18 protein-coding genes and 1 pseudogene are annotated in these 18,655 nt (G+C 62.0%); 7 read left to right on the forward strand and 12 right to left on the reverse strand.

Annotated features, from left to right (window positions below; genetic code table 11):
* Positions 1-11: 11 nt before the first annotated feature.
* From cheW to flhD, 7 genes are all read right to left on the reverse strand, one after another.
* Entirely contained in the window at positions 12-548 is a 537-nt protein-coding gene (gene cheW / locus AC3WOG_RS20090; protein WP_492579549.1) for a chemotaxis protein CheW, read from the reverse strand.
* A gap of 60 nt (positions 549-608) precedes the next feature.
* A complete protein-coding gene (gene cheA / locus AC3WOG_RS20095) occupies positions 609-2,936 on the reverse strand; it encodes a chemotaxis protein CheA (protein ID WP_492579550.1) in 2,328 nt (775 codons plus the stop codon).
* Positions 2,937-3,034: 98 nt separating this feature from the next.
* Positions 3,035-3,412 carry a response regulator gene (locus tag AC3WOG_RS20100; RefSeq protein WP_492579551.1) on the reverse strand — a complete coding sequence of 126 codons (378 nt, stop codon included), beginning with the start codon at positions 3,410-3,412 and terminating at the stop codon, positions 3,035-3,037.
* An 81-nt stretch (positions 3,413-3,493) separates the two neighbouring features.
* Positions 3,494-4,495 carry a flagellar motor protein MotB gene (gene motB / locus AC3WOG_RS20105; protein WP_492579552.1) on the reverse strand — a complete coding sequence of 334 codons (1,002 nt, stop codon included), beginning with the start codon at positions 4,493-4,495 and terminating at the stop codon, positions 3,494-3,496.
* A 21-nt stretch (positions 4,496-4,516) separates the two neighbouring features.
* Positions 4,517-5,377 carry a flagellar motor stator protein MotA gene (motA, locus tag AC3WOG_RS20110; RefSeq protein ID WP_408140147.1) on the reverse strand — a complete coding sequence of 287 codons (861 nt, stop codon included), beginning with the start codon at positions 5,375-5,377 and terminating at the stop codon, positions 4,517-4,519.
* A gap of 215 nt (positions 5,378-5,592) precedes the next feature.
* Positions 5,593-6,153: a flagellar transcriptional regulator FlhC gene (flhC, locus tag AC3WOG_RS20115; protein ID WP_341313921.1), complete on the reverse strand. Its 561-nt coding sequence runs from the start codon at positions 6,151-6,153 to the stop codon at positions 5,593-5,595.
* A 51-nt stretch (positions 6,154-6,204) separates the two neighbouring features.
* Entirely contained in the window at positions 6,205-6,525 is a 321-nt protein-coding gene (flhD, locus tag AC3WOG_RS20120) for a flagellar transcriptional regulator FlhD (RefSeq protein WP_006050893.1), read from the reverse strand.
* Between the two features lie 716 nt (positions 6,526-7,241).
* Here flhD and AC3WOG_RS20125 point away from each other — a divergent pair.
* A complete protein-coding gene (locus AC3WOG_RS20125) occupies positions 7,242-8,306 on the forward strand; it encodes a glycosyltransferase family 4 protein (protein WP_492579553.1) in 1,065 nt (354 codons plus the stop codon).
* 293 nt (positions 8,307-8,599) lie between these two features.
* Here AC3WOG_RS20125 and AC3WOG_RS20130 read toward each other — a convergent pair whose 3' ends face one another.
* On the reverse strand, positions 8,600-8,902 hold the full coding sequence (locus AC3WOG_RS20130; protein WP_341313919.1) for an H-NS histone family protein: 303 nt from the start codon (positions 8,900-8,902) through the stop codon (positions 8,600-8,602).
* 291 nt (positions 8,903-9,193) lie between these two features.
* Here AC3WOG_RS20130 and aqpZ point away from each other — a divergent pair.
* A pseudogene (aqpZ, locus tag AC3WOG_RS20135) lies at positions 9,194-9,933 on the forward strand (aquaporin Z).
* A 142-nt stretch (positions 9,934-10,075) separates the two neighbouring features.
* Positions 10,076-10,771 carry a histidine phosphatase family protein gene (locus AC3WOG_RS20140; protein ID WP_492579554.1) on the forward strand — a complete coding sequence of 232 codons (696 nt, stop codon included), beginning with the start codon at positions 10,076-10,078 and terminating at the stop codon, positions 10,769-10,771.
* 92 nt (positions 10,772-10,863) lie between these two features.
* Here AC3WOG_RS20140 and AC3WOG_RS20145 read toward each other — a convergent pair whose 3' ends face one another.
* Both AC3WOG_RS20145 and AC3WOG_RS20150 read right to left on the reverse strand, forming a co-directional pair.
* Positions 10,864-11,685, reverse strand: a complete 822-nt coding sequence (locus AC3WOG_RS20145) for a Cof-type HAD-IIB family hydrolase (RefSeq protein ID WP_492579555.1) — start codon at positions 11,683-11,685, stop codon at positions 10,864-10,866.
* Positions 11,686-11,771: 86 nt separating this feature from the next.
* Positions 11,772-12,653 carry a glucosamine kinase nucleotide-binding domain-containing protein gene (locus tag AC3WOG_RS20150; protein ID WP_492579556.1) on the reverse strand — a complete coding sequence of 294 codons (882 nt, stop codon included), beginning with the start codon at positions 12,651-12,653 and terminating at the stop codon, positions 11,772-11,774.
* A gap of 140 nt (positions 12,654-12,793) precedes the next feature.
* Here AC3WOG_RS20150 and AC3WOG_RS20155 point away from each other — a divergent pair, with 140 nt between their 5' ends.
* On the forward strand, positions 12,794-13,390 hold the full coding sequence (locus AC3WOG_RS20155; RefSeq protein ID WP_492579557.1) for a DNA-3-methyladenine glycosylase I: 597 nt from the start codon (positions 12,794-12,796) through the stop codon (positions 13,388-13,390).
* Positions 13,391-13,611: 221 nt separating this feature from the next.
* Here the strand turns inward: AC3WOG_RS20155 and rpsU are convergent, their stop codons facing one another.
* Positions 13,612-13,824, reverse strand: a complete 213-nt coding sequence (gene rpsU / locus AC3WOG_RS20160; protein WP_006050883.1) for a 30S ribosomal protein S21 — start codon at positions 13,822-13,824, stop codon at positions 13,612-13,614.
* A gap of 357 nt (positions 13,825-14,181) precedes the next feature.
* Positions 14,182-15,123, reverse strand: coding sequence for an aldo/keto reductase (locus AC3WOG_RS20165; protein WP_492579558.1), 942 nt, complete (start codon positions 15,121-15,123; stop codon positions 14,182-14,184).
* Positions 15,124-15,390: 267 nt separating this feature from the next.
* Between AC3WOG_RS20165 and AC3WOG_RS20170 the strand changes: the two genes are divergently transcribed.
* The 3 genes from AC3WOG_RS20170 (at position 15,391) to AC3WOG_RS20180 (ending at position 18,520) form a co-directional block, all read left to right on the forward strand.
* The gene (locus AC3WOG_RS20170) at positions 15,391-16,539 is read left to right on the forward strand and encodes a flagellin (RefSeq protein ID WP_492579559.1); all 1,149 of its coding nucleotides are present in this window, start codon (positions 15,391-15,393) and stop codon (positions 16,537-16,539) included.
* 156 nt (positions 16,540-16,695) lie between these two features.
* Positions 16,696-18,201: a flagellar filament capping protein FliD gene (gene fliD, locus AC3WOG_RS20175; RefSeq protein ID WP_492579560.1), complete on the forward strand. Its 1,506-nt coding sequence runs from the start codon at positions 16,696-16,698 to the stop codon at positions 18,199-18,201.
* Positions 18,202-18,205: 4 nt separating this feature from the next.
* Positions 18,206-18,520, forward strand: coding sequence for a flagellar protein FliT (locus AC3WOG_RS20180; protein WP_492579561.1), 315 nt, complete (start codon positions 18,206-18,208; stop codon positions 18,518-18,520).
* The last annotated feature ends 135 nt before the right edge of the window (positions 18,521-18,655 follow it).

Consider the following 18,655-nt stretch of genomic DNA (forward strand, 5'->3'; position numbering starts at 1 on the left):
GCAGCAGCCGCTTAGCCGGCGAGCGTTTCGATCAGCGCCATTTCACGGCTGGTCATCAGCTTCTCGATGTCCATCAGGATCAGCATGCGGCCGTCGACGGTGCCCAGACCCGTGAGGTACTCGGTCGTCAGCGTGGCGCCGAATTCCGGTGCCGGCATAATCTGATCGGCAGCGAGCGTCAGCACATCCGACACGCCGTCCACCACCATCCCGACCACGCGATGCGCGACGTTCAGAATGATCACGACAGTCTGGTGGTCGTACTCGACGCGGCCCAGATGGAACTTGATGCGCATGTCGACGATCGGCACGATGATGCCGCGCAGATTGATCACGCCTTTGATGAATTCCGGCGCATTGGCGATACGCGTCACGTTGTCGTAGCCGCGGATTTCCTGCACCTTGAGGATGTCGATGCCGTACTCTTCGGCGCCGAGCGTGAAGACGAGGAATTCCTGACCGCCGGCGTCCGCCTGCTGCGCGTCGCGGCGGCCATTCGTACCGCTCGCGTTCGCGACGCTCGAATTGATGGATTGGACTTCTGCCACGTTAGCCCCCAAACGGTTGGGATGAAATGAGTTGAGTAAGTGTTGCGAGTGTCATGAACGTCACGCGAGACTCATCGCGCCATGCGCGTGGCGGGTCTCGCGGTTCAACGCCGCCACGTCCACGATCAGCGCGACACTGCCGTCGCCGAGAATGGTTGCGGCGGAAATGCCGTGCACCTTGCGGTAGTTCGTTTCCAGATTCTTCACGACCACCTGCTGCTGGCCGACCAGCTCGTCGATCAGCATCGCAAAGCGGCGCCCCTCGGTTTGCATGATGGTGACGATGCCTTGCGTCGGTTCCCGCTTCGCGTCTTCGACCGAGAACACTTCGTGCAGCGCGACGAGCGGCAGATATTCACCGCGCACGCGCACCACGCGTTCGCCGTTGGCCACCGTGTAGATGTCTTCGGCTCGCGGTTGCAGCGACTCCATCACGAAGTTCAGCGGCAGAATGAAGATCTCGTTGCCGACCTTCACCGACATGCCGTCGAGAATCGCCAGCGTAAGCGGCAAAACGATCCGCGTGGTGCTGCCCTTGCCCGCATGCGAGGTGATTTCCACGTGGCCGCCCATCGACTGGATGTTGCGCTTCACCACGTCCATGCCGACGCCGCGGCCCGACACGTCCGTCACCTGCTCCGCCGTCGAGAAGCCCGGCAGGAAGATCAGGTTCCAGACTTCATCGTCGGTCATGCTTTCGCTGACCTGCATGCCCTGCTTGGCCGCCTTCGCGAGAATCTTGTCGCGGCGCAAACCGGCGCCGTCGTCGCTGACTTCGATGACGATGTTGCCGCCGTGATGCGCGGCCGACAGCACCAGCTGGCCGGTCGAGTCCTTGCCCGCCGCACGCCGGGCTTCCACGGTTTCGATGCCGTGGTCGAGACTGTTGCGCACGAGGTGAGTCAACGGATCGATGATCCGTTCGATGAGGCTCTTGTCGAGTTCGGTCGCCTGACCGAAGGTGACGAGTTCCACTTCCTTGCCGAGTTTCGCCGCCAGATCGCGCACCAGACGCGGGAAGCGGCTGAACACGTAATCCATCGGCATCATGCGGATCGACATCACCGCTTCCTGCAGGTCGCGCGCGTTGCGCTCGAGTTGCGCCATGCCGTTGAAGAGGCGGTCGTGCAAAGCCGGATCGAACGTGCTGGTGGTCTCGGCCAACATCGCCTGGGTGATCACCAGTTCGCCGACCAGGTTGATCAGCTGATCGACCTTCTCGACGCCGACGCGAATCGAGCTGCCTTCCGCGCCGCCAGCCGCCGCGGCCGGACGCGCCTTGCGGTCCTGTTCGGCCGGAGCGGCCGGGGCGACCGATGCGGCCGCATTCGCCGCCGGTGCGCCGGCCGCTGCCGCGGGTGCCGCTGCGTGGGCTGCCGGCGCATTCGGCTGTTGCGCCGGCGCGTCGAACAGACCGCGCGTGGCGGAGTGAGTGGACGCAGCGGAGTCGGCCGCCGGTGCCGACGATGCTGCGTGCTCCACCGGTGCTGCGTATGCTGCCTGTGCTGCCTGCACCGGCGTCGAATGCTCAGCGTCCGGCGTTCCAGGTTCGCCTTGCTGGGTATCGTCGGCCGGCGCCGCACCGCGGCTGATCGAGATCTGACTTTCGTCGATCACGAAACAGCACACGGCGACGATGTCGTCGGAGCTCACATCGGTCGCGAGCCACAGCGTCAGATCGCCGCCGCTCTTGACCCGTCCGACGATGTTCCCCAGGTTGCCGAGCTCTTCGGCCAGCAGCTCCTGGTCCTTCTCATCCACGCCCCGTAGCGTAATTTTCAGATGGGGACCGGCGCTTTCGTTTGCATCGCCGGCTCCCGCGGCTTGCCCGGTCTGTGCCGGTTCGCCGTCAGTCCATTCACCCGCCGCCTGCACCGCCTGTTCGACGACGTGCTCCGGCGGGGTGCCGCCTTGTACTGCTGCCGGTGGTTCTACCGGTGTTGCTTGTACTGCTGGTGCTGCCGTTGCAACTGCCGCCGCCGGCGCGCCGCCGAAACGGCTCTCCGCGTGCAACTGTTCGAGCTTCGCGCAGATCGCCTTGGCGAGCGCCGCGTCCGGCTCGGCGCTCGCCCGGTAGTCGGCGAGCTGGCCCGACAACACGTCCTTGGTTTCGAGGAACGTGTCGATCATGTCCTTGCGCAGCACGAGTTCGTTATTGCGCGCGCGGTCGAGCAGCGATTCGAGAATGTGGGTCGTTTCCGTCAGCGCGGTAAAACCGAACGTCGCCGCGCCGCCCTTGATCGAATGCGCCGCGCGGAAAATCGCCGCGAGGTCTTCGGGGTCCGGGTGCGCGATGTCCAGATTGAGCAGCAACTGCTCCATCTGCGCGAGCAATTCGTCCGCTTCGTCGAAGAACGTCTGATAGAACTGAGTGATGTCGAGTGTCATGCCTGGGTCACCGCGAGAGTTCCTGTCTAGGCTTGGGCTGCCGTGCCGCCGCGTCGAAAGCTTCTATAACTTGTGTAAAGGTGGCGTTCATCTGGCGCTCATGCCTGGTCTGATTCGCCTAACGCCGCCACCAGTTCGGTCAGCATGTCGGGGTCGAGCGGCTTTTCGATCCAGCCGGTCGCACCCGCAGCCCGCGCCGCCGCCTTGAACGGCTCGCCCGATTCCGTCGTGAGGACGAGGATGGGCGTCGCCTGGTAGGCCGGGTTGCCGCGCAGCGCGGCGATCAGATCGAGGCCGGTCTTGCCCGGCATGTGCTGGTCGGTCAGCACGAGGTCGAACGACATGGCGAGCGCGTTCTCGAGCCCTTCGTTGCCGTCCGCCGCGAGCGTCACTTCATAGCCGGCCGTCGTCAGCGTGGCGGCGAGAATTTGCCGCATCGATGCCGAATCGTCGATTGCCAGAATGTGCCTGATCATGAAAACCTCGCTGCACTTACGCTATGGATCGCCGGGCGTTTCCCGCCTGGCAGGAAACGCGCACCGGGCAATCGCTGTCTGTTACCGGGCCGCCGTTGCCGGCGCCTTCGGCGCAACCGTCACCGGTTGCACAAGCTTTTGCAGCAGCGGCTTCGAGCCGGCTGCGTCGTCCGACAAGGTGGTCGTGGTGGAGTCATCATGGTCAAGCGCCTCTTCCGACTTCCTGTTCAACACGATGATGCTGATGCGGCGGTTTTCCGGATCCATCGGGTCCGCCTTGTTCAGGTTCTGCGTCGCCGCCAGGCCGAGCACGCGCATCACTTTCGCTTCGTCCATGCCACCGGCGATCAGCTCGCGGCGCGACGCATTGGCGCGGTCCGCGGACAATTCCCAGTTGCTGTAGCCCTTCTCGCCACCCGCGTATTGCGCCGCGTCGGTGTGACCCTGCACGATGATGCGGTTCGGCACGTCGTTTAGCGTGTGGCCGATTTCGCGCAGGATGTCGCGCATGTACGGTTCGACCACATCTCTCGCGGTCGCGAACATCGGCCGCTTCTGCGAGTCGACGATTTCGATGCGCAGGCCGGTCAGCGTCGAGTCGATGCGAATCTGCTGCTTGAACTGGCGCAGCACCGGATTCGCTTCGATCGCGGCCATCAGCTTGACCTGCAGATCGTGCAGGCGGACCTGCTCGCGGCGCTCCAGTTCGCCCTGCAACTGCTTGACCGATTCCTCGTTGTTATGCGACGCGGTACGCTCGGCGCGGCTGCTCGAACCGTCGGTGGAACGCGTCACGCCTTGCGCGTCGGTCGAGATGTCGCGGCCGCCGCCCTTCAGAATGCTCGAATCCTCCGCGCTGCGATCGCCGCCCCACAGCGTGATCTTCAACGGCTGGTTGAAGTAATCGGCGATGCCCTTCAACTGCACGGTGGAGGCCGAACTCAGCAGCCACATCAGCAGAAAGAACGCCATCATCGCGGTCATGAAGTCCGCATACGCGAGCTTCCACGCGCCGCCGTGATGGCCTTTCCTGGCCGGCGCGGAGCGCTTGACGACAATGGCGCGGTCTTTGTCCTTGCTCATCGATTCGGTTCCCGGCGCCCGTTACTTGGCTTTGACGCGGCGCACGTGCTCTTCCAGCTCGGCGAACGACGGGCGTTCGGTCGAGAAGAGCACCTTGCGGCCGAATTCGACGGCGATCGCCGGCGCATAGCCGTTCAGGCTGGCGAGAATCGTCACCTTGATGCACTGGAACATCTTGGTCGATTCGGTCACGCGCTGTTCGGCGACGCTCGCGAGCGGCCCGATCAGCCCGTAGGAAAGCAGAATCCCGAGGAAGGTGCCGACCAGCGCCTGGGCGATCATCTCGCCGAGCACGGCGGGCGGCTTGTCGGCGGAGGCCATGGTGTGCACCACGCCCATCACCGCGGCGACGATCCCGAACGCCGGCATCGCGTCGCCGACCTTGTTCAGGGCGTGCGCCGGCGCTTCGCCTTCCTGGTGATGCGTCTCGATCTCCTCGTCCATCAGGCTTTCGATCTCGAAAGCGTTCATGTTGCCGCCGACCATCAGACGCAGGTAGTCGGTCAGGAACTCGATGATGTGCTTGTCGGCGAGGATCTTCGGATACTGGGTGAAAATCGGGCTCTTCGACGGATCGTCGATGTCGGCTTCCAGCGTCAGCGTGCCTTCCTTGCGCGCCTTGGCCAGCAGGACGTAGAGGAGCGCCATCAGCTCCATATAGACGTCCTTGTTGTACTTCGCGCCCTTGAAGAGGGTTGGAATGACGCGCACCGTCGCCTTGATGGTCTTCATCCCGTTGCCGAGAATAAACGCACCGAGACCGGCGCCGACGATCATCAGCACTTCGACGGGTTGCAACAGCGCGCCGAGATGGCCGCCTTCCAGCGCATACCCGCCGAAGACAGACAACAGCGTCACGAGTGTTCCCACGAAAATCAGCACTGCCGAGCCCTCACAAAGAAGCGACGGTCACCGTCGTTAATCTGGTTTACGGCAACGGAGCAGAAAACTTTGACGGAAAAGCAGCTTGTCACCCCGGTGTAAACCACAGGCGCGTTAAACAGGGCGGGCGCCGCGCGATCAGGCTGCGAGGCCGGCCGGACGGGGATGCGCGTTGCGGGCGCGGGTTGGCGCCGGGTTGGCGGCCGGCGCGCCGCTCAAACCGCGAGGGCGGCCAGGCTCTCGCGGGCCCGGGCGTCGGCGAATTTCTTTGTCTTACCGGCGCGCGAGGGCGGCTGGCACAGCCCGCAGACGAAAGCGTGCTGCGGATCGTGCGCATGCGCGACAAAGTGTCCGCCGCAACGGCAGCAGGCGGTCATTTGCAGCATGCCGGAGTCGAAAAAGCGCACCAGCGTCCAGGCGCGCGTCAGACTGAGCACGGGTTCGTCGTCGTGCAGGTGGACGTGTTCCAGATAGAGCCGGTAGCTCTTCACGATCGACTGGATCGTCAGGCAGCCGCCGTGGCCGGCCATGAAACGGTAGATGTTGTAGAACAGGGAGGAGTGAAAGTTCGGCTGCCAGGTCATGAACCAGTCGGTCGAAAACGGCAGCATGCCCTTGGGCGGCGAAACCCCTTTCAGTTCCTTGTACAGCTTGATGAGCCGGTCGCGCGACAGACTCGTTTCCGCTTCCAGCAACTGCAAACGCGCGCCGAGTTCGATCAATTCGATCGCCAGGGTGATTTCCCTGACTTCGAGCACTACGCTTTTATAGGCCATCCGTTTGCATTTCCCACGTCCTGAGCGCTTTATTTGAGATGCAAGCCGCCATCAGCCGAGTTGTTCGACCGGCTGGCTGGCCATCAGGATCGCGGAATGCGCCTGAGCCACGGCGCTGGATTTGCCCTTGTCCGCGAGCGCGGACAGCACGGCATGGTCATCGAAACGGAAGCGGCACAACACCTGATTGGACGCCGCCAGCTTGACGGTCTGCGCCAACGACAGATTGGCGAGCACGTCGGCTAACTGGTCCGAAATCCCCATGCGGAACATGCCCATCGGCTTGTCTTCGCGCAACAGACGCTGCGCGAGCAGGAGATAAGACAGGTTTACTTCTCTGATCTCATTGAGCATTTCGCTTGTCGCGCTCATGATTCCCCCGGGGTGTATCTGGCTGGTCAGGCCGTTGCGGAAACGTTTGCTCGAACGCGCGCACTTAAACCGCACGAATCGGCTCGTTTCTGGTGTTGCGAGCATTGTGTCGAAAGGGGGAGCGGAAAAAAAGCGGACAGACACCCAGCCTGCTTGACGGATTAATCCGTCATTGTTGTAGGAATTTTTCCTACAACGAACCCATCGGAAAGGAATATTCGGAGTGAAAAAGCGCGTAGTTCGCAAGTTGCGATGCGCCTGGGGGATTTCTGCGGCCGGTACGATGTGTACAGAATGGTGAGCCACCGAAGGCTTACGATCCGCACCGTGCAACGGTGAGTAAGAATTATAAGACGTTTTCACTTCTATGCAACGCGCCCGATATAGGCGCCGTTTCCAGCCCGCCGGGCGTCCTTCCATCGCTTTCCGAAGCGTTTAAAGCGCTGGGCTACTCAGCCATTCTTGCTTCCCGACTATCGGGGCAGCCATCCAGCCGACCTGTAACGCATCATGTTTCGCGCTGTAACAACATTAAGCGTTTGAAAAATAACTCGAATTGGCCCAGCCAACCCCGATAATGAGCGTCAGGGATTACCCGATACAGGTTCGGAGCACCCCCGGGCGGCGGCTTACCGCGCCCAACCGTCCGTCCGGCATTCGCTCCTCGCTCCATTCGAGCGCCGTTGTGCGAAGCCGTTGTGAACAGGAGAAAACGCATGCGAATCGCACAAATTGCGCCGTTGTACGAAGCCGTCCCGCCGAAATTTTACGGCGGCACCGAACGCGTCGTGTCGTACCTGACCGAAGCGCTGGTCGACCTCGGCCACGACGTTACGCTGTTTGCGAGCGGCGACTCGGTCACCTCCGCCAACCTCGACGCCTGCTGGCCGCGAGCGCTGCGCCTCGATCCGACGATCCGCGACGCGCTGGCTCCGCATGTCCTGATGATGGAAAAGGTGCGCAAGGTCGCGCACGAATTCGACGTGCTGCACTTCCACCTCGACTACATGCCGTTTCCCCTGTTCACCACAATGGACACGCCATTCGTGACGACGCTGCACGGCCGCCTGGACTTGCCGGAGCTTCAGCCGGTGTTCGACGCTTTCTCGCATGTGCCGGTGGTGTCGATTTCCGACTCGCAACGTGCGCCACTGCCGCAGGCGAACTGGCTGAACACGATTTATCACGGTCTGCCGGACCAGTTGCTGACGCCGCAAACGCACAAGAAGCCGGAATATCTGGCGTTCCTCGGCCGTATCTGTCCCGAGAAGCGCGTCGATACAGCTATCAGGATCGCTGCACAAAGCGGTCTGCCGCTGAAGATCGCCGCCAAGGTGGACAAGGTCGACCAGGAATACTTCAAGAAGGAAATCGAGCCGCTGCTGTCGCTGGCGCACGTCGAGTTCGTCGGCGAGATCAACGAGGCGCAGAAGCCCGAGTTCCTGTCGGGCGCCAAGGCGTTGCTGTTCCCGATCGACTGGTCGGAGCCGTTCGGCCTTGTGATGATCGAATCGATGGCCTGCGGCACGCCGGTGATCGCGTTCAACCGCGGCTCGGTGCCGGAAGTGATCGACCACGGCGTGACCGGCTATATCGTCGAAGACGTGCAGGGCGCGGTTGCCGCGCTCCAACGTCTGGACGAACTGTCGCGCACCGAGATTCGGGCGCAGTTCGAGCGCCGCTTCAGCTCGAAAACGATGGCGCAGAATTATGTCGACGGCTATTCGGCACTGATCGAAGCGACTCGCCGTCCGGTGCTGCGCAAGGTCGCAGTGGGTTGATTCACGCCCTAAAGCGGCTGACACTCTTTTTGCACTCAGCCGCTTAGGTCCGCTTCCGCTGCTTTCCGATTGCACGATTCCCACGCCACTCATGAGCAAAATTGTCATGTGAATCGTTTGCGCGAGCGGATATGTCAGAGTTAACCCCGCTTCTTCTAAGAAAAAGCCGCCTTCGAGGGCGGCTTTTTTAATGCCTGCGTGGATGCGCTGCCATGTCAGAATTTCCGCGAAGCGAATAAACGATCGAGTACCAATAATCCTTCAATTGGCTTTCGATGCGCCCCGTGCCCCGTTCAAACCGCGCCGATCAGAAAGCGTTCGCGATTCTTGCCGGCAATCCACTTAGGCGGCTTGCCGCGCCCGCTCCATGTATTGCCCGACTTCGGATCCTGATACTTGGCCGGCAGCGGTGCCTTCTTGGGCGGGCGTCCGCGCTTGGCGGCGACCGCGAAGCCGAGGTCTTGCGCGGTTAGACCGTATTCAGCGATCTTTTGGCGGATGTCGGCGACTACATTGTCGATTTCCGTGCGCCGGGCTTCTTCTGCTTGTGCCTGCAATTTGGCGATCTGCGCCTTGAGGTCCGCGTATTGAGACATTTCGGTTCTCCCCTTTTCTAGAACTCATTGGCACGCAGACTAACTGCAATTATAAAAATTCGCAATGGACAATAATACCGATTTAGGAAGATATCCTCTGATAATTATTAAGCGTCGATGAATTGTTAAATGACATCTTTATCTCGAAATAATAGGTAAAGTCGACTCCACTTTGACAATTCTTGACACCCGATTTGTCAGCCATTGTCTAGAATTGCGCGCTCAAAAGCATGCATCCGCGCTCGGCCGTGCATGTTACCCAGCGCGTCAAACTTTTCAGGATTACCAATCATGCAGTTGTCAAAGCGCCTCGCTGCCGAGCTGTTCGGCACCTTCTGGCTCGTGCTCGGAGGCTGCGGCAGCGCCGTCCTCGCCGCTAATTTCGCCGGCCCGGTCCACGGGCTCGGCATCGGCTTCGTGGGCGTCTCGCTCGCATTCGGCTTGACCGTCCTGACAATGGCTTACGCGATCGGCCACATCTCCGGCTGCACCTGAATCCGGCCGTGAGCGTCGGCCTGACCGTCGCCGGACGCTTTCCTGCGCGCGATCTGCTGCCGTACATCGTCGCGCAAGTGATCGGCGCGGTGCTCGGGGCGCTGGTGCTGTCCTTGATCGCGTCGGGCAAGCCGGGCTTCGATCTCGTCGCAAGCGGTTTCGCCAGCAACGGCTATGGCGAGCGCTCGCCGGGTCATTACTCGCTCGCCGCCGCGTTCATTTGCGAAGTGGTGATGACCGGCTTCTTCCTGTTCGTCATCCTCGGTGCGACTGACAAGCGCGCACCGGCCGGTTTCGCGCCGATCGCGATCGGCCTGTGTCTCACGCTGATTCACCTGATCTCGATTCCGGTTACGAACACGTCGGTCAACCCGGCGCGCTCGACCGGCCCGGCTCTGTTCGTCGGCGGCGCGGCGGTGGATCAACTGTGGATGTTCTGGGTCGCGCCGATCATTGGTGCAGTGATCGCAGGCGTGCTGTATCCGGCGCTCGCCGGAAGCCGTCGCGCCGATTCGAAGGAACTGGCTCTCGACTGATAGGCGCGGCGCTTATCCTTGCAGTCAAGCGGGCGCTACGGCGCCCGCTTTGTTTTGGTGCGAACGAGGCGAGCCGCGCAATAGCCGCTTGTGCCCGCTGCTAGAATCGTGCGACTTTCCCCGGCTCGCACAGGTCCTACCGATGAACCGTTTCCGCGGATTCCTGCATGGCGTTGCATTTTCCCTCGGCAGCTTCTGTATTGGCGTATTGGCGCCGCCGGCCGCGCATGCAGCCGACGGCAATATAGAAACGCTCGTGTTCGTGCGCCACGGCGAGAAACCCGCGCAAGGCTTCGGCCAACTTAATTGCCAGGGGCTCAATCGTGCGCTTGCGCTGCCGGCGGTGATCGCGGCCAAGTTCGGCAAGCCCGACGCGATCTACGCGCCAGATCCCGGCCAGCAAAAGGACGACAGCGGTCATTCTTATTATTACGTTCGGCCACTGGCGACCATCGAGCCGACTGCGATCCAATTCGAGACGCCGGTGCAAACGCCGTACGGCTTCGCTCAGATCGACCAGCTCGGCGCCACGCTCGTCAATCCGGCCAATCGCGACAAGCTGATTGTCGTTGCCTGGGAACACAAGCTGATTGTGAAGTTGCTGCGCCAGATGCTGAGCGCGCACGGCGGGAATGCCGCCGACGTCCCCACCTGGCAAAGCGACGACTTCGACAGTATTTATGTCGTTCGACTTAATTGGCAAAACGGCACGGCGCGCGCCAGCTTCAAGCACGACCACCAGGGATTGGACGGCCGCACCGCCGATTGTCCTTGTGCGGCGCTGCCCGGCGCTCCATCGGCGGCCGCCGCGGGCGCTTCCGCCGGCACGGCAGACTAATCGGGTAATAAAGATTTAAAGCGGCCTTCGACCGGAGGTTCAAACGAAAAACCGGCCCGCGTCCGCGAAAGTGGATTCGGGCCGATTCCGTTTCACGACATCAATTCGTCATCGAGCGAGAAAAGTTTGCGCAGATGATGCGCAACGCCTGCTTCGAAGTTATTGCCGATGCGCGGCACGTTCGGCAAGCGTGTCATGAGGTCGGGATTGGCGTTGTTCATCATGAACGGATGGCCGGCTGTTTCCAGCAAGTCGATATCGTTCATGTTGTCGCCGAACGCTACGCAGCGCGATGCATCGACGCCAAGGCGTTCGAGCACGATCTGCAAAGCTCGCCCTTTCGAGACATTCGACGTCATCACTTCCAGGCAATCCGGCAACGAATAGGTGACATAGAGCGCGTCACCGAATTCGCGCGCCAGATTTGCCGCGACCTGCGCGAGATCGTCGGGCTCACCGATATACAGAGCCTTCGCAATGTCGACGCCGTCGTGCCCGGGCAGATCGGTCACCTCGTAGGTGAAGCCGGAATCCTGATGAAATTTCAACAGGTCCGGCGCATCGCGATCGATCAACCACGCCTGGTCGGCGAACAGGTTGACGATCACGCGGCCATGCTCGCCCGCGATTTCCGGCTGCACCAGACGCTGCACGATGGCCGCCGGCAGGTCGTCCGCATGGATCACCGTGTTGTCCGGTGCGTGGATACGCGCGCCGTTCGACGTAATCAGATACGGACTGATGCCCAGCAGGTCGCGAATGCCCGCGACGTCGCAATAGTGGCGGCCTGTGGCGATCACGAAGTGCAGCCCATCGGCTTCCAGCTTGCGCACGGTGGAAATCGTGAACGGGTCCACCTGGTGATCGGCGTTGAGCAGCGTGCCGTCCAGATCCGTGGCGATGACTTTATACATAGTGTGAGCAGCCGGGCAGCGTCAAAGAACGTATTTTACCGTTGCCCGCCGCATCCGCAGGGTGCTCGCCGGCCACCCCGCCATTCTCAGCCGGCGATGCGGGCGGCTTCGCGTTGCGCCAGTTGCAATCCGCCGTGCGCCGAATCGGCCAGCGGCGCCCGTAGACGGGCCTGGTAGACCTGCGGCACATACTCGCGCAACGGCGCGCCGAGGCCGCCGCACAGCGCGACTGGCAGGCTCGCCGCGGGGTCGAGCGCCGCAATCATCTTGCCCACCTCTGTGCCTGCCTCGCCGAGCAAACGCGCCGCAAACGGATGCGTGCGATGCGCGATGACAATCGGCGCGAGCCTCGCATAAGCGGTCTGGTTAGCCTCGCAAAGCCACACGACAAGACCGTCGCGGTCATGCGCGCCGACGTGGGCGAGCAGCGCCTGCGCCAGATCGTCGTTGGCCCCCCGTCCATCGAGCGCCTGTTGCGCGTGCGCAATGGCCCGTAGGCCGAGCCAGGCGCCGCTCGCTTCGTCGCCCGACGGATAACCGTAACCGCTGACGATGCGGCATGCGCCGTCGCCGTCGAGCGCCGCCGCCACGCTGCCGGTGCCGAGCGCGACGACCACGCCGGGCGCGCCGCCGTGCGCACCGAGCAGCGTGGTGTAGGCATCGCTTTCAATTGCGAGTCCGGCCACCCCGGGCGCCAGCACGCGGAACGCTGCTAACCAGTCGCGGTTGTTGACGCCCGCGAGCCCGCAACCGAGTACGCAACGCGACCAGTCCAGTGTCACGCCGGCGCGTACAAACGCCTCGTGGCAGCCTGCCTGAATGGCCTGCCATGCGCGTTCTACGCCAAGGCCCAAGCCTGACGGCCCGCTTGCCGCCTGCGCCAGTTCGCGGCCTTGCGCGTCGCCGAGCACGACGCGCGTACCGCTGCCGCCGCCGTCAACGCCGAGCAGAAAGAAATCTGTAGTCATCGAATCGAGTGAGTTCAGGTGGTGAATAGTGCATAGCGTGGCAGGTCGATTTCAATTCGGCAATCGGCTGAACGGCCAGCTTGCAGCGCGCAGGCGTTCCGCTATGCTGACGGGCGACATGACAACGCAGGAGCAAGAAAGTGACACAGCGATGCAACTGGGTATCCAGCGAAGCGCTCGCACACTACCACGACACCGAGTGGGGCGTGCCCTCACGCGACGACCAACATCTGTTCGAGATGCTGGTGCTGGAAGGCGCGCAGGCGGGCTTGTCATGGTCGACGATTCTCAACAAGCGGGCCGGCTATCGCCGCGCATTTGCCGACTTCGACATCGACAAAGTAGCGTGCTTTGCGCCCAAGCATGTCGATGCGCTCGTGCTGGACGAAAGTATCGTGCGTCACCGCGGCAAAATTGAAGCCGCCATCAACAACGCACGCGCCGTGCAGCAGATTCAGGCGGAGCACGGTTCGCTCGCCAACTTCGTGTGGTCGTTCGTCGATCAGACGCCGATCCAGAACGATTGGGCCTCGTACAAACAGGCGCCGGCATCGACCGAGGTCTCGGACGCGCTCAGCAAGGCGCTGAAGCGCTACGGCTGCAAATTCGTCGGCTCTACGATCTGCTACGCGTTCATGCAGGCGGTCGGCATGGTGAACGATCACGAAACGAACTGCATGTGCCGCGCGCGATGCGCGGCGCTCGGCAAGAAGGGACGCAATCGCAAAGCCGGCTGACGCGGCAACACTGCCGGCTTGCTTAGTGCCGCACGTCTAACAAAGGCTGGAGACCGAGGGAAACGCCCGAGCGGCGTTCGCCTTGCGCGACAAGGCTGCGCGGGAAGCGGCAAGGGCTGTCATGCGCCCGCCTCGCATCAAATCCGCGCCCTAAAAGCAAAACGGCGATGCGGCTTCTTTCGAAGCTCACACCGCCGTTCGGCCGTGCAGAAAAACCGTGCTTAGTGCAGCTTTTTCGGCAGCATCTGGCTGCGCAGGCGCTTGTGCAGGCGCTTCACAGCAGCAGCCTTCTTGCGCTTACGTGCCGTCGTCGGCTTTTCGTACGATTGGCGCTCACGCAGTTCAGCGATCAGGCCGTTCTTTTCGATTGCGCGACGAAAGCGGCGAATCGCCACTTCGAACGGCTCGTTTTCCTTCAGAAGAATCGTCGTCATGTAATTCCTAACTCAATCACTTGATACGGGTTAATTGCGTGGCGGGAAACCGCCCACGCGCCGGCCCTCCGGTCGTTCCGATTCATGGCCAGTAACAGGCAAACGCGGGCAGAACCCGGCCAAACCACGAATGAAACGAGAGGCAAAGCGGCCACGGAGGCCGGAAAAGAGAGGTGGGGAGCTCACCGCGCAACGCGGACAGACGTAATACAAAACCGCGTCTGCTGCCGTTTCGCCAACCTTTCATCAATGAAAAACACTGACGAAACAGGCAAAGATCTCAATTCACTCCCGATAATATCAGGAAATTGTCCATCCTACCAGGGGTTTAGGGATTGCGCCAGGTCACTTGTACAATCAGGCGCTCGCTTCGTCCAGTTCGCGGATATCAGCGCCGCTCAGCATCAGATGGACGGCGGCGGCGAGGCTTTTGAGCTGTTCGACCGAGGTGGCGCTGGCAATTGGGGCCGTGACGCTCGGCCGCGCGATCAGCCACGCCAATGCGACCGTGGCCGGCGTGCTGCCGTGCCGCTCGGCGACCCGGTCGAGCGCGCCCAGAATCCGCAAGCCGCGCTCGTTCAGATACTTTTCAACCCGGCTGCCGCGCGCCTTGTTGGCCAGATCTGCCGGCGAGCGGTACTTGCCGGACAGAAAGCCGCTTGCAAGGCTGTAATACACCACCACGCCGAGCTGATTGGCGAGCGCCACCGGCTCGATGTCGCTTTCATATTCCGCGCGATCGTACAGGTTGTATTCCGGTTGCAACAGCTGATATTCGGGCAGGCCGTGCTGGCGGGACACGGCAAGCGCCTCCTCCACCCGTGCGCCGCTGTAGTTCGACGCGCCGATCACCCGCACCTTGCCCGCCTCGATCAGCTTTTGATAAGCGCCAAGCGTCTCGGCCAGCGGCGTTTCGGTATCGTCGTCGTGGGAGAAATAGACGTCGATGTAATCGGTTTGCAAGCGCCGCAACGAATCTTCAACGGCTGCCTGGATGTTGGCCGACGACAAGCCCTTGCGCTGCGGGTGTTTGGAGACCTTGGTGGCGAGCACGATCTTGTCGCGCTTGCCGCTCTGCCGAAACCACTTGCCGATGATGGTTTCCGACTCGCCGCCCTGGTTGCCCGGCACCCACGCGGAATAGACGTCGGCGGTATCGATAAAGTCGAGACCGGCATCGACAAACGCATCCAGAATCGAAAACGAGGTGGCTTCATCGGCGGTCCAGCCGAATACATTGCCGCCGAACATAAGCGGTGCAACCTCTAATTCGGAACGTCCAATCCTGCGCTTTTGCATGATTTCTCCGGCGTTTGTCACAAGAGAAAAAGAGAATACACCGTCTTTTCAATACCTGCATTGCATCTGCCGAACAAGGCTGGGAGCAGCTTCCAGACGGGCGCCGCGCCAGCCGGTCTGAAAAACAATTGGGTCGCAATTGCAGAAAGTCCCTCAAGTTTTTTTTAGGGACGCCGTCAACCTTCACTGAGGCGGCCAGCAATGAACGAGTGCTTCCGCCGATGCCAACGTGGCGTATTGGGCTCAAGGCTTATTTAGGAGATTTTCATGCTCGGAATCAATAGCAACATCAACTCGCTGGTTGCACAGCAAAACCTTAGTGGCTCGCAAAGCGCCCTCTCGCAAGCCATCACCCGCCTGTCGTCGGGCAAGCGCATCAACAGCGCAGCTGACGATGCAGCAGGTCTGGCAATCTCGACGCGTATGCAATCGCAGATCAACGGCCTGAACCAGGGCGTGTCGAATGCGAACGACGGCGTGTCGATGATTCAAACCGCATCGAGCGCACTGTCCTCGCTGACCTCCAGCCTGCAACGTATCCGCCAACTGGCCGTGCAAGCATCGACCGGTTCGCTGTCGTCGAGCGACCAGGCCGCACTGCAGAAGGAAGTTTCGGCGCAGATCTCGGAAGTGAACCGTATCGCGTCGCAAACGACGTACAACGGCACGAACATTCTGGACGGCACGGCCGGCAGCATCTCGTTCCAGGTCGGCGCGAACGTCGGTCAGACGATCAACCTGAACCTGAGCCAGTCGATGTCGGCTGCGAAGATCGGCGGCGGACTCGTGCAAACGGGCGCAACGGTCGGCACGATCGCTGTTAGCGCGGCTTCGACCGGCACGTACACCAGCACGGGCGCGACGATCACGTCGGTCAACGTGCTGTCGGACGGCCAGGGCGGCTACACCTTCACCGACCAGAACAACCAGGCTATCTCGGCGGCTGCGGTTGGCAACATCTTCGCGGCAAGCACGTACACGGGTGCAGGTACCGCGCTGACCTCGCTGGCATTGAACTCGACGTTTGCTACGGCAATGGGTGCAACGGCATCCGGCGTTGCAACCGCATCGGTCAACCAGATCAACGCAATCAACAGCCCGCCGACGGTTTCGAACCTGGACATCAGCACGGTCACTGGCGCGAACCAAGCAATGGTCTCGATCGACAATGCACTGCAGACCGTGAACACCCTGCAAGCTTCGCTGGGTGCAGCACAAAACCGCTTCACCTCAATCGCAACGTCGCAGCAAGCTGAGTCGACCGACCTGTCGTCGGCACAATCGCAAATCACGGACGCCAACTTCGCACAAGAAACGGCGAACCTGAGCAAGGCGCAAGTGCTGCAACAGGCCGGCATCTCGGTTCTGGCGCAAGCAAACTCGTTGCCGCAGCAAGTTCTGAAGCTCCTGCAGTAAGAGCTGGCAGAGTAAGATGATGCGCCGCGCGCAAGTGCGGCGCATCACCGGGTTTCAAGCAACGGGAGGCATGCCTCCCGCTGTGCATTTTCGTTCCGTAGTGATGTAGCATCGCGCAACACCAAAAACAGATTCCTCGACGCCCGGAGCCTCTGCATGTCCTCGATCTCAACCACGTCTTCTACGGCAAGCGCCAATGCTGCGCTGCAGTCGGCCGCTCAATCGATCATCAGCGGCTCGACCGGCAATTCGTCGATGGACGTGTCGACGCTCGTTTCGGCACTCGTGAACGCGAAGACCGCAGGACAAACCGCGGCTCTGACGGCACAACAAACCAAAGACAACACCACGCTGTCCGCGTATGGCGCACTGAGTTCAGCGCTGAGCGCGTTGCAATCGGGCATCACGAACCTCGCCAACGGCACCACGCTGTCGACTTTCGCGGCAACCGCGAGCGGCACCGGCCTGACGGCAACGGCGGGCGCGGGCGCGGCAGCGGGCAGCTATTCGGTCGCGGTGACGCAGATCGCCAGCTCGCAGGCCTTGTCGTCGGCGGCGTTCGGCGCCACTACGCAACTGGGCACCGGCACGCTGACGATCTCGCTCGGCGGCAAGTCGATGAACGTCAACGTCGACAGCACTAACAACACGCTCGCCGGCATCGCCTCCGCGATCAACGCCAGCAGCAGCAACCCCGGCGTCACCGCAACCATCGTGACCGGTACGGACGGCGCCCACCTCGTGCTGCGCTCCGCGAGCACGGGCGCAGCCAACGTCGTCAACGTCTCGACCAGCAACGTGACGACCGACAACGGCCTGTCGAGCCTCGGCGTGACGTCGACCGCGAGCACCACCGGCGGCGCATCGTCGATCGTCTCGTCGAACACTTCCAAGGCCTGGACGCAAAGCGCGTCGGCCCAGGACGCGGAGTTCACGGTCGGCGGGATCGCGGCGAGCAGCTCGAGCAACGCCGTCACAACCGCGATTTCGGGCGTCACGATGAACCTGACGGCAGCTTCGGCAGGCACTACGCAGACGCTGACCGTTTCGCAGGACACCACGTCGCAGAACACCGCGATCACCAATTTCGTCAGCCTCTACAACACCGTCGTCACGACGATGGCCTCGCTCTCGTCTTACACCGCGGGGTCCAGCTCGCAAGGCCCGCTGCTGGGCGATTCGACGCTGCAGACGATCAAGAACACGCTGGCCACGATCGTCGGCGGCGCCGTCGGCTCGGGCAGCTCGGGCACCACGCTGGCGTCGATCGGCATTACGCTGAAGGACAGCCCGGCGGACGGCACGCTGGTGGTCGACAGCAGCAAGCTCACCACCGCGCTGACCAGCAGCCCGGCGACGATCGCCTCGCTGTTCAACTCGACCAACGGCATTGCCGCGCAGCTGAATAAAAGCATCACCACCTTCACGCAGACCGGCGGCATCATCGATACGCGCAACACCGCGCTGAACGCCGATCTGAAGAGCATCACCGCGCAGCAAACCTCGCTCGCCACCTACACGACGCAATTGACGAACCAGTATCAGGCGCAATTCACCGCGCTGAACACGTTGATGGCGACGATGAACAACAACTCGCAGTACCTGACCGCCCTGTTCGGCGGCACCAACAGCGCCGGTGCTTTGGCCACCAACAAGGCCTAAATAAATGGACGCGACCGAAATGAACCAGACGGAGTTGGTCGAACGTCTGCTGTCGATGACCCGGGCGATCGAGCAGGCGGTCTCGCTTGCCGACTGGCCGGAAGCGGCGCGACTGACCGAAGCGCGCTCGCCGCTGCTGATGTTGCTGACCGCGAATCAGGAGCCGGCCGCGCTCGACATGATCCGGCGGATCCGGGCGATCGATGAGGCGCTTCTCGCCGATGCGCAAACCACCCAAAACGAACTGCACATCGAGTTCGACGCGGCGATCGGGCGCACCAAGGCCGCCGGCGAATATCAGCGCATCGCCCGCATGTAGGCAACCCTGGACCGGATGGCCATTGTCCTGCCAAAAAGAGTCGGACAACCCGCTTGACCCAACAATAAGAACTACGCGCTGAAGTGAGGGCGCGCTCGTTCCCTCAGCCCGCCTCGTGCGGGCTTTTTTCTTGTC

It is taken from the genome of Paraburkholderia sp. FW306-02-B, from assembly GCF_058782725.1.

Excerpts from the sequence above, each read along its gene's own strand:
- cheA (WP_492579550.1), bottom strand. The coding sequence starts at position 2,936 with ATGACACTCGACATCACTCAGTTCTATCAGACGTTCTTCGACGAAGCG.
- AC3WOG_RS20100 (WP_492579551.1), bottom strand. The coding sequence starts at position 3,412 with ATGATCAGGCACATTCTGGCAATCGACGATTCGGCATCGATGCGGCAA.
- motB (WP_492579552.1), bottom strand. The coding sequence starts at position 4,495 with ATGAGCAAGGACAAAGACCGCGCCATTGTCGTCAAGCGCTCCGCGCCG.
- flhC (WP_341313921.1), bottom strand. The coding sequence starts at position 6,153 with ATGGCCTATAAAAGCGTAGTGCTCGAAGTCAGGGAAATCACCCTGGCG.
- flhD (WP_006050893.1), bottom strand. The coding sequence starts at position 6,525 with ATGAGCGCGACAAGCGAAATGCTCAATGAGATCAGAGAAGTAAACCTG.
- AC3WOG_RS20125 (WP_492579553.1), top strand. The coding sequence starts at position 7,242 with ATGCGAATCGCACAAATTGCGCCGTTGTACGAAGCCGTCCCGCCGAAA.
- AC3WOG_RS20130 (WP_341313919.1), bottom strand. The coding sequence starts at position 8,902 with ATGTCTCAATACGCGGACCTCAAGGCGCAGATCGCCAAATTGCAGGCA.
- AC3WOG_RS20140 (WP_492579554.1), top strand. The coding sequence starts at position 10,076 with ATGAACCGTTTCCGCGGATTCCTGCATGGCGTTGCATTTTCCCTCGGC.
- AC3WOG_RS20145 (WP_492579555.1), bottom strand. The coding sequence starts at position 11,685 with ATGTATAAAGTCATCGCCACGGATCTGGACGGCACGCTGCTCAACGCC.
- AC3WOG_RS20150 (WP_492579556.1), bottom strand. The coding sequence starts at position 12,653 with ATGACTACAGATTTCTTTCTGCTCGGCGTTGACGGCGGCGGCAGCGGT.
- rpsU (WP_006050883.1), bottom strand. The coding sequence starts at position 13,824 with ATGACGACGATTCTTCTGAAGGAAAACGAGCCGTTCGAAGTGGCGATT.
- AC3WOG_RS20165 (WP_492579558.1), bottom strand. The coding sequence starts at position 15,123 with ATGCAAAAGCGCAGGATTGGACGTTCCGAATTAGAGGTTGCACCGCTT.
- AC3WOG_RS20170 (WP_492579559.1), top strand. The coding sequence starts at position 15,391 with ATGCTCGGAATCAATAGCAACATCAACTCGCTGGTTGCACAGCAAAAC.
- fliD (WP_492579560.1), top strand. The coding sequence starts at position 16,696 with ATGTCCTCGATCTCAACCACGTCTTCTACGGCAAGCGCCAATGCTGCG.
- AC3WOG_RS20180 (WP_492579561.1), top strand. The coding sequence starts at position 18,206 with ATGGACGCGACCGAAATGAACCAGACGGAGTTGGTCGAACGTCTGCTG.